Here is a 9506-nt window from a genome sequence, read left to right as displayed (position 1 = left end):
CCCCATGTGAGAGTAGGTCATCGTCAAGATTAAATTCCGAAACCCCAATTGCGAAAGCAGTTGGGGTTTTGTTTTTGCGCCTCCGTACACCTCAAACGCTGTTCCCTGTAGGAGCGAGCCTGCTCGCGAAGAACTTCAGGGCACCGCGTTACCCCAGGCAACCCGCGTCATCGTTGACGACCTTCGCGAGCGAGCTCGCTCCTACAAATGCTAAAGTCGTCCCTCGAATTTGCATTTCCCAAGGAAGCCTTATGCCGGACGCCACGTCCCTCAGTGCTGGTTTTATGGTGGTTCACGGCAACCGCCTGGACGAGTTGCGCAGCCTGGTGGTCAGCTGGATGCGGCGCTACCCGCTGGCTCCCCTGGAGAATGAAATCGCGTTGGTGCAAAGCAATGGCATTGCCCAATGGCTGAAGCTGGCACTGGCGGAAGATTCTGAAGAAGACGACATGGGAGGCTGCGGCATCGCTGCCGCCATCGACGTGCAGTTGCCCGGCAGCTTCATGTGGCAGCTCTATCGCATGGTCCTTGGCCGCGACGAAATTCCGGTCAAGTCCCTGCTCGATAAAGCCCCGCTGACCTGGCGCTTGATGCGCCTGCTGCCGCAGTTGATCAACCAACCGCACTTCGAGCCGCTGCAGCGTTTCCTGACCCATGACTCCGACCTGCGCAAACGCTATCAACTGGCTGAGCGTCTGGCGGATCTGTTCGACCAGTATCAGGTGTACCGAGCTGACTGGCTCGAAGACTGGGCCGAAGGTCGCCATCAAACAAGAAACGCCAGGGGCGAAGCCAAACCCCTGACCCCGGCCAATTGCTGGCAGGCAGAGTTATGGCGCGCGCTCTTGCTGGATGTGGGAGCAGAAGGCATGGCGCAAAGCCGTGCCGGTGTCCATCAGCGATTTGTCGAGCGTATCAACCAACTTGAAGCCGCCCCCAAGGGATTACCCTCGCGAGTGATTGTTTTCGGGATTTCTTCGCTGCCTGCCCAAGCCCTGGAAGCATTGGCGGGACTGGCACGATTCAGCCAGGTCCTGCTGTGTGTACACAACCCGTGTCGTCACCATTGGGCGGACATCGTCGCCGATAAAGACCTGTTGCGGCATCAATACAAGCGTCAGGCCCGCAAGAGTGGCATGCCGGTAGTGATCGATCCGCAAACTCTCCACCAGCATGCCCATCCGCTGCTGGCTGCCTGGGGCAAGCAGGGACGGGACTACATCAACCTGCTCGACAGTTATGACGATCCCAACAGCTATCGTTCGGCATTCCGTGACGGACGCATTGACCTGTTCAGTGACGGTCAGCCGCTGAATGTACTCAACCAGTTACAGGACGACATCCTCGAGTTGCGCCCCCTCAACGAAACTCGGGAGCGTTGGCCCGCTATCGATCTTGAGCAGGACGAATCGATCCGTTTTCACATCGCCCATAGCGCCCAGCGAGAAGTCGAGATCCTCCACGATCAACTGCTCGCGCGCTTCAGTGCCGACCCGACCTTGCGGCCCCGGGACATCATCGTGATGGTCCCGGACATCGACAGCTACGCACCGCATATTCGTGCCGTGTTTGGTCAACTTGACCGCCAGGACTCTCGCTTCATTCCGTTTACCCTGGCTGACCAGGGCCAGCGTGGTCGCGATCCATTGCTGATTGCTGTCGAGCACCTGCTCAAATTGCCTGACAGTCGATTCCCCGTTAGTGAGATTCTCGATCTGCTGGACGTCCCCGCACTGCGCGCGCGTTTTGGCGTCGAGGAGCGTGACCTGCCGATGCTGCACCGCTGGATCGAAGGTGCCGGCATTCGCTGGGGCATGAATGCCGAGCAACGTGCCGGGCTCGGGCTACCGAATGAGTTGGAGCAAAACAGCTGGCGTTTCGGCTTGCGACGGATGTTGCTCGGTTATGCCGTTGGCAGTGCCAATGCTTATGAGGGTATCGAACCCTACGACGAGATCGGTGGCCTGGACGCTGCGCTCATCGGTCCGCTGGTGGCGCTGCTGGACGCGCTGGAAGTGGCTCACCACGAACTCTCTCAGCCGGCCTCGCCGGGGCAATGGGGCTTGCGCTTGCAGGCTTTGGTGCAGTTGTTCTTCCTTGCCGGCAACGAACACGATGACTACTTGCTGGCCCAACTCGAAGAGCTGCGCGAGACCTGGCTCGAGACCTGCGAATCCGTCGGGTTGCAGGACGAATTGCCGCTGACCGTCGTTCGCGAAGCCTGGCTGGCAGGTCTGGATCAGGGCCGTTTGTCCCAACGTTTTCTGGCCGGTGCGGTCAACTTCTGCACCTTGATGCCCATGCGCGCCATCCCGTTCAAACTGGTGTGCCTGCTGGGCATGAATGACGGCGATTATCCCCGCGCACAACCGCCGCTGGATTTCGACCTGATGGGCAGTGATTACCGTCCGGGTGACCGCTCCCGGCGCGAAGATGACCGCTACCTGCTACTGGAAGCCTTGCTGTCGGCACGGGACCAGCTCTACATCAGTTGGGTGGGCCGAAGCATCCGCGATAACAGCGAGCGGCCTGCCTCGGTGCTGATCGGCCAGTTGCGTGACCACTTGGCCAGCGGTTGGCGATTGCTGCAAAGCGACGAGGATCTGCTGGACGCCATGACCCGGGAACACCCATTGCAACCCTTCAGTGCTCGCTACTTTCACGACGGGGATGAGTCGTTCAGCTACGCCAGCGAATGGCAGGTGCTTCATCAAGCGGCAGAGCAACAGGCAAGCGCCGAAGTGCTCGGGCCCCACGTTCAGGACGAGCCACTGAGCCTCGGTCAGGTGCAGGATTTCCTGCGCAATCCGGTACGGCACTTTTTCAGCCAGCGACTGAAAGTCTTCTTCGAGGCGGCCGAAGTGCCGTTGGCCGATGAAGAGCCTTTTGTCCTGGATGCGTTGCAGCGTTACAGCCTCAGCGATCGTTTGCTCGAAGCGGCGCTGGCAGATCCTGAAAATCCCGGACAGGCACTGGAGGATCAGGCGAAACGTTTGCAGAACAGCGGGCTGCTGCCCTTGGCCGGATTCGGTGAGTGCCTGCAACGGGAGTTGATCGAGCCATTGCCTGACTTGCTGCAACGCCACCAACAGCTCCTGGCGCTGTGGCCAACACCGCTCAGCAGCGCGTTGCCCGTCAGTCTTGAACTGCAGAGCCTGCACATCGAGGGCTGGCTCAGCGGCCTGCATCAGCGTGCTGATGGTGGTTTGTTGTCTGTCACAACGATCCCCAACAGTATCGGCTCGATCAAGTCGCGCAAATGGCATCGATTGACACGCCCGTGGGTCAATCATCTGATGGCTTGTGCCAGTGGCATGGCGCTGACCACCGCATTGGTGGCCAGCGACGACAGCCTGTTGCTCGGTCCGCTGGAGCAGTCCACGGCGCGGGCGATTCTCGGTGACCTGTTGATGGCCTGGCAGTCGGGCATGCGCCAGCCACTGCCGATCGCAGTCAAGACAGCCTTCGCGTGGCTGGGGCAAACCGACCCGGTCAAAGCCGAGGCCGCTGCGCGCAAGGCCTACGAAGGGGATGGGCAGACGACGGACGGAGAGCGTCGCGAAAGCCCGGCGCTCGCGCGCCAATTCGCCGATTACGATGCCCTGAGTGCCGATGAAACCTTCCCCGACTGGTGTGACGCGCTCTATCGCCCGCTTCTTGAAGCGCCCTGGCGTTCACTGTCCAGCGAGGAGTCGCGCTGATGAGCACGAAGACACCTCTGGCCCTGGCCTTCCCGCTGCGTGGCAGTCAACTGATCGAAGCCAGCGCCGGGACCGGCAAGACCTTCACCATTTCCGCGTTGTACCTGCGCCTGGTGCTTGGCAATGGTGGAGAGCACGGTGGTGGAGAGCGCAGTGGCTTCGGACGTGAGCTCTTGCCCCCGCAGATCCTCGTCGTGACCTTCACCGACGCCGCGACCAAAGAGCTGCGCGAACGCATTCGCACGCGGCTCGCCGAGGCCGCACGATTTTTTCGCGATGAAACGCCCGCCCCCGACAGCCTGATTGCCGAGTTGCGCGATCAGTACTTGCCCGAGCAATGGCCGGGGTGCGCAAACCGCCTGGATATCGCCGCCCAGTGGATGGACGAGGCAGCGGTGTCGACTATCCACAGTTGGTGCCAGCGCATGTTGCGCGAGCACGCGTTCGACAGCGGCAGCCTGTTTACCCAGACCCTGGAAACCGACCACAGCGACTTGCTGGGGGAAGTCCTGCGCGATTACTGGCGGCTGTTCTGTTACCCGATGCAAGGTGACGCCTTGAATTGGGTGCGCAGCAATTGGGGTGGACCGGCGGCATTGCTGCCACGGATTCGTGCGCTGTTCGCCAGTGAGCGGGATACGGCTCAAGGGAAAGAGCCCGCCGAGGTGATTGCGCAATGCTTGCAAGAGCGACGGGCGGCCCTGATCGAACTCAAGAAACCCTGGCTGCAGTGGTCGGACGAGTTGCTTGCCATCTGTCACCAGGGAGTTGCCGGCAAGGCTGTCGACGGTCGCAAGATGCAGGCACGCTACTTCGAGCCCTGGTTTGAAAAGATCAAAGCCTGGGCCGAGGACGAATCCCTTGAACAACTGGATATCGGCACCGGTTTCACTCGCCTGACCCCGGATGGCATGGCCGAAGCCTGGAAGGGCGAAGCGCCTCGACATCCGGGGCTCGATGCGATGGCCGGCCTCAAGGCAAGTCTCGATGGGTTGCCGACGCCTGATGCCGCCGTGCTGCAGCACGCAGCCCGCTGGGTCGGGACGCGATTCGAGGAGGAGAAACGCCGCCGCGCGGAAATGGGTTTCGACGACATGTTGCTGCGCCTTGATGCGGCCTTGCAGTCCGATGGCGGCGAGCGACTGACAACCCTGATTCGTGAACAGTTTCCGGTCGCCCTGATCGATGAATTCCAGGACACCGACCCGGTGCAATACCGGATCTTCGAAAGCATCTACCGCATTGAAGAGAACAGCCCCGAGTGCGGTCTGTTCCTGATCGGCGACCCGAAACAGGCGATCTACGCTTTTCGCGGTGCCGACATCCATACCTACCTGCGCGCTCGCCAGGCCACCACTGGCCGCCTGCACACCCTGGGTACCAACTTCCGTTCGAGCCACGGCATGGTCGACGCGGTGAACCATGTGTTCGAGCGCGCCGAGGCCCGGGAGTCAGGACGCGGCGCTTTCCTCTTTCGGCAGAAGAATGGCGACAACCCGGTGCCGTTCACACCGGTTGCCTCTCAGGGCCGCAAGGAAGTCTTGCGCATCAATGATCAGGCAGTCACTGCCTTGAACATCTGGCACTTGCCGGCCGAACAACCGTTGTCCGGTGCGGTGTACCGGCAACAACTGGCGGCTGCCTGCGCCAGTGAAATCACGGTATTGCTCAATGGCGGGCAGCAGGGGCGAGCAGGGTTCGCCCAGGACGGCAAAGCCTTCAGGGGCCTGCTACCGGCGGATATCGCCATCCTGGTGCGCGACGGCAAGGAGGCGCAGGCGGTTCGTGGGCAATTGGCCGCCCGTGGCGTGCGCAGTGTTTACCTGTCGGACAAGGACTCGGTGTTCGCCGCCCAGGAGGCGCATGACGTGCTGACCTGGCTCAAGGCTTGCGCCGAGCCGGATGTCGAGCGACCGCTGCGGGCCGCGTTGGCCAGCATCACGTTGAACCTTTCGTTGACTGAGCTGGAGCGGCTCAATCAGGACGAGTTGGCCTGGGAGTCCCGGGTCATGCAGTTTCGTGGCTATCGCGAAGTCTGGCGCAAGCAGGGCGTATTGCCGATGCTGCGACGCTTGCTGCACGACTTCCGCCTGCCCCAGGCGTTGATCGCCCGCAGTGACGGCGAGCGCGTGTTGACCAACCTTCTGCACCTTTTCGAATTGCTGCAACAAGCCGCCGCCGAACTCGATGGCGAGCAAGCCCTGATCCGGCATTTGTCCGAGCATCTGGCGTTGTCCGGGCAGGCTGGCGAAGAGCAGATCCTGCGTCTGGAAAGTGATGAGCAATTGGTCAAGGTCGTGACCATTCACAAGTCCAAGGGCCTTGAATACCCCTTGGTGTTCCTGCCGTTCATTTGCTCGGCGAAACCGGTGGATGGCAGTCGCCTGCCGTTGCACTACCACGATGAATCCGGCAATGCCCAGGTCACCTTGAAGCCGACGGCAGAGTTGATTGCCCTGGCTGACGATGAGCGTCTGGCGGAGGATCTGCGCTTGCTCTATGTCGCCCTGACCCGGGCGCAACACGCCTGCTGGCTGGGGGTGGCCGACCTCAAGCGCGGCAATAACAATGGCTCGGTGCTGCATCTGTCGGCATTGGGTTATCTGCTGGGCGGTGGTGCGCCTTTGGCCGACTCCCCGGCGTTGCAGCGTTGGTTGCGGGACCTGCAACAGGACTGCCCGGCGCTGGCGTATGCCGAGATGCCTGAAGCGACAACGGTGCATTACCAGCCACCGCAAAACGATGCGGCACTGTTGGTTCCACTGGTTCCGAAGCGCAAGGCCAGTGAAAACTGGTGGATCGCTTCCTACAGCGCGTTACGCATTGGCGACACCCTGAGTGTCGGCACCGACGAGGCGCCGGAGAGCCCGCAGGCGCAAAAGCTGTTCGACGACGAGCGCCTCGACCCGCAGGCCCCCAGGGAAGTGGTGGCCGGTGGCGGCGATATCCATCGCTTCCCGCGCGGCCCGAACCCCGGCACCTTCCTCCATGGCTTGCTCGAATGGGCAGGAGGCGAGGGTTTTGCTGCGGCACCACAAGAGGTGATCGACGCCATTGCCCGTCGCTGCAACCGTCGAGGCTGGGAGGGCTGGATCAGCACCTTGAGTGACTGGCTGCAGCATCTGCTCAAGTCGCCGCTGCAACTGGGCGGCGGTCAGGTACCGGTGATATTCGGCCAGTTGACGCAGTATCAGGTCGAGATGGAGTTCTGGTTCGCCAGCCATAAGGTCGATGTGCTCAAGCTCGATGCGCTGGTGTGCCAATACACCCATAACGGCGTGGCCCGGGTGGCCGCGGAACCGGTGCTGCTCAACGGTATGTTCAAGGGCTTCATCGACCTGACGTTCGAACATGACGGCCGCTATTACGTGGCCGACTACAAATCCAATTGGCTCGGCGTCGATGATGCGGCCTACACCGCGCAGGCCATGGAGCAGTCGATTCTCGACAACCGTTATGACCTGCAATACGTGTTGTACCTGTTGGCCCTGCACCGTCAGCTCAAGGCGCGGCTCGCCGACTATGACTATGACCGGCATGTCGGCGGTGCGTTGTACCTGTTTTTGCGCGGTACGCGCGCGGCCAGCCAGGGTGTGTTTTTCGCCCGGCCACCAAGAGAACTGATCGAACGTCTGGACAGGCTGTTCCAGGGCAAGCCAGAACCCAAGGCCGAGCCCGCCTGGGAACAGGGAGTACTGTTATGAGTCGCACATTCACCGATTTGTTGCCCACATCGCTGGCAGCCGAAAGCCTGGCCGATCTGGCGCCGCTGAGTCGTGCCGACGACTTGCTGTTGTTGCTCGCGCGTTGGGTCGAGCGTGGCTGGTTGCGCGCGCTGGACAAAGCCTTTGTGGCGTTTCTGCATGAGCTGGCCCCGGAGGATGATCCGCTGGTGTTGCTGGCAGCCGCGCTGACCAGCCACCAGTTGGGCCACGGGCATGTCTGCCTTGATCTGTTCGAGACGCTGAAAGAACCGGACTTCGCCCTGTCGCTGCCACCCGAAGGGGACGTGCAAGGCGGCGCGATGCTGTTGCCCTCGCAATTGCTGGGATCGCTGGACGGTGCTCATTGGTGCAAGGTGCTGGCCGCCAGCAACCTGGTCGCGCTGGCCGCTGACAGTCGTGACAACGTGCGCGACCGGCCTTTGGTGTTATCGGGCAAACGCTTGTACCTGCGCCGCTATTGGGCCTACGAGCGGCGGATCGACATCTCGCTGCGCGAGCGTCTGACGGAACACGAATCCACGCCGGGCGACTTGCTCCAGCGTCTCACCGGGTTGTTTGGTCCTGCCCGGCCGGGTGACGTGATCGACTGGCAGAAGCTGGCCTGCGCCCTGGCGACCCGTAGCGCCTTCAGCATCGTCACGGGGGGGCCGGGAACCGGCAAGACCACCACCGTCGTGCGCTTGCTGGCATTGCTCCAGGCGCCGGCGGTCGAGGTCGGCATGCCCCTGCGCATTCGCCTCGCCGCGCCGACCGGCAAGGCCGCGGCGCGTCTGACGGAATCCATCAGCCAGCAAGTCCGGACCTTGAAGGTCACGGAGGACGTTCGGGAAAAGATTCCGTCCGACGTCACCACCGTTCACCGTCTGCTTGGCAGCCGTCCCGGGACTCGTCATTTCCGGCACCATGCGGGCAATCGCCTGCCGCTGGATGTGTTGGTGGTGGACGAGGCCTCGATGATCGACCTGGAAATGATGGCCAACCTGCTCGACGCCTTGCCCGCCCATGCGCGCCTCGTGCTGTTGGGTGACAAGGATCAATTGGCGTCGGTAGAAGCCGGTGCGGTTCTGGGGGACCTGTGTCGCGACGCGGAGGCTGGCTGGTACAGCCCGCAGACCCGGCAGTGGCTGGAATCCGTCAGTGGCGAAAGCCTGCAGGCCAGCGGCTTGCAGGAGGACGCCCAGGGCACTCATCCATTGGCTCAACAGGTCGTGATGTTGCGCCATTCCCGGCGATTTGGTGAAGGTAGCGGCATTGGCCAACTGGCTCGCTGGGTCAACCAGCAGCAACCCGAAGAAGCCCGCAAGTTGCTGTCGGCGCGAAGCCATGACGATGTGTATTGTTTGTCCCTCAAGGGGGAGCAGGATCGGGCCCTGGAACGTTTGCTTCTCGACGGCCACGGTGAGGGCCCGCAGGGTTATCGACATTACCTGAGCGTGCTGCGCAATCAGCGCCCGCCACTGGACAGCCCGCTGGAAGATTCGCGCTGGATTGATTGGGCGCGAGAAGTGCTGCAGGCCTTCGATGCGTTCCAGTTGCTATGTGCCGTGCGCAAGGGGCCGTGGGGTGTCGAGGGCTTGAACCAACGGGTGACGGAGGCTTTGCTCAGGGCGCGGCTGATCGACAGCGACCAGCAGTGGTACGAAGGTCGTCCTGTGCTGATGACCCGCAACGATTACGGGCTGGGTTTGATGAACGGCGATATCGGCATTGCCCTCAAGCTCCCTGAACAGGACGGCCACGGAAAACAGGTTCTGCGTGTGGCATTCCCACGCAATGATGGCCAGGGTGGCGTGCGATTTGTCCTGCCCAGTCGCCTGAATGATGTCGAAACCGTGTACGCCATGACCGTGCATAAATCCCAGGGGTCGGAGTTCGCGCATACCGCGTTGATTCTTCCCGATGCCTTGAATCCGGTACTCACCAAGGAATTGATCTACACCGGCATTACCCGGGCCAAGGACTGGTTCACCTTGATCGAGTCCCGTGCGGGGGTGTTTGAAGAGGCGGTGAAACGCCGGGTCAAACGCTTGAGCGGGCTGATGCTGGAACTCAAGGACGGCAGCGAGCCGGCAGGCTGAAA

At 61.9% G+C, this 9506-nt stretch carries 3 protein-coding genes; all 3 read left to right on the top strand.

Annotation, left to right across the window (positions count from 1 at the left end; genetic code table 11):
* Positions 1-251 precede the first annotated feature (251 nt).
* From recC to recD, 3 genes are read left to right on the top strand one after another with little or no spacing between them, the layout of a single operon-like run.
* Positions 252-3701: an exodeoxyribonuclease V subunit gamma gene (recC, locus tag AC07W4_RS16515; RefSeq protein ID WP_495033129.1), complete on the top strand. Its 3450-nt coding sequence runs from the start codon at positions 252-254 to the stop codon at positions 3699-3701.
* A complete protein-coding gene (gene recB, locus AC07W4_RS16510; RefSeq protein ID WP_495033128.1) occupies positions 3701-7405 on the top strand; it encodes an exodeoxyribonuclease V subunit beta in 3705 nt (1234 codons plus the stop codon). Before recC ends, recB begins: the two co-directional genes overlap by 1 nt.
* Positions 7402-9504: an exodeoxyribonuclease V subunit alpha gene (gene recD, locus AC07W4_RS16505; protein ID WP_495033127.1), complete on the top strand. Its 2103-nt coding sequence runs from the start codon at positions 7402-7404 to the stop codon at positions 9502-9504. Before recB ends, recD begins: the two co-directional genes overlap by 4 nt.
* The last annotated feature ends 2 nt before the right edge of the window (positions 9505-9506 follow it).

The organism is Pseudomonas sp. GW821-FHT02A08 (genome assembly GCF_059422045.1).
This window is presented reverse-complemented; position numbering and strand designations above follow the sequence as displayed.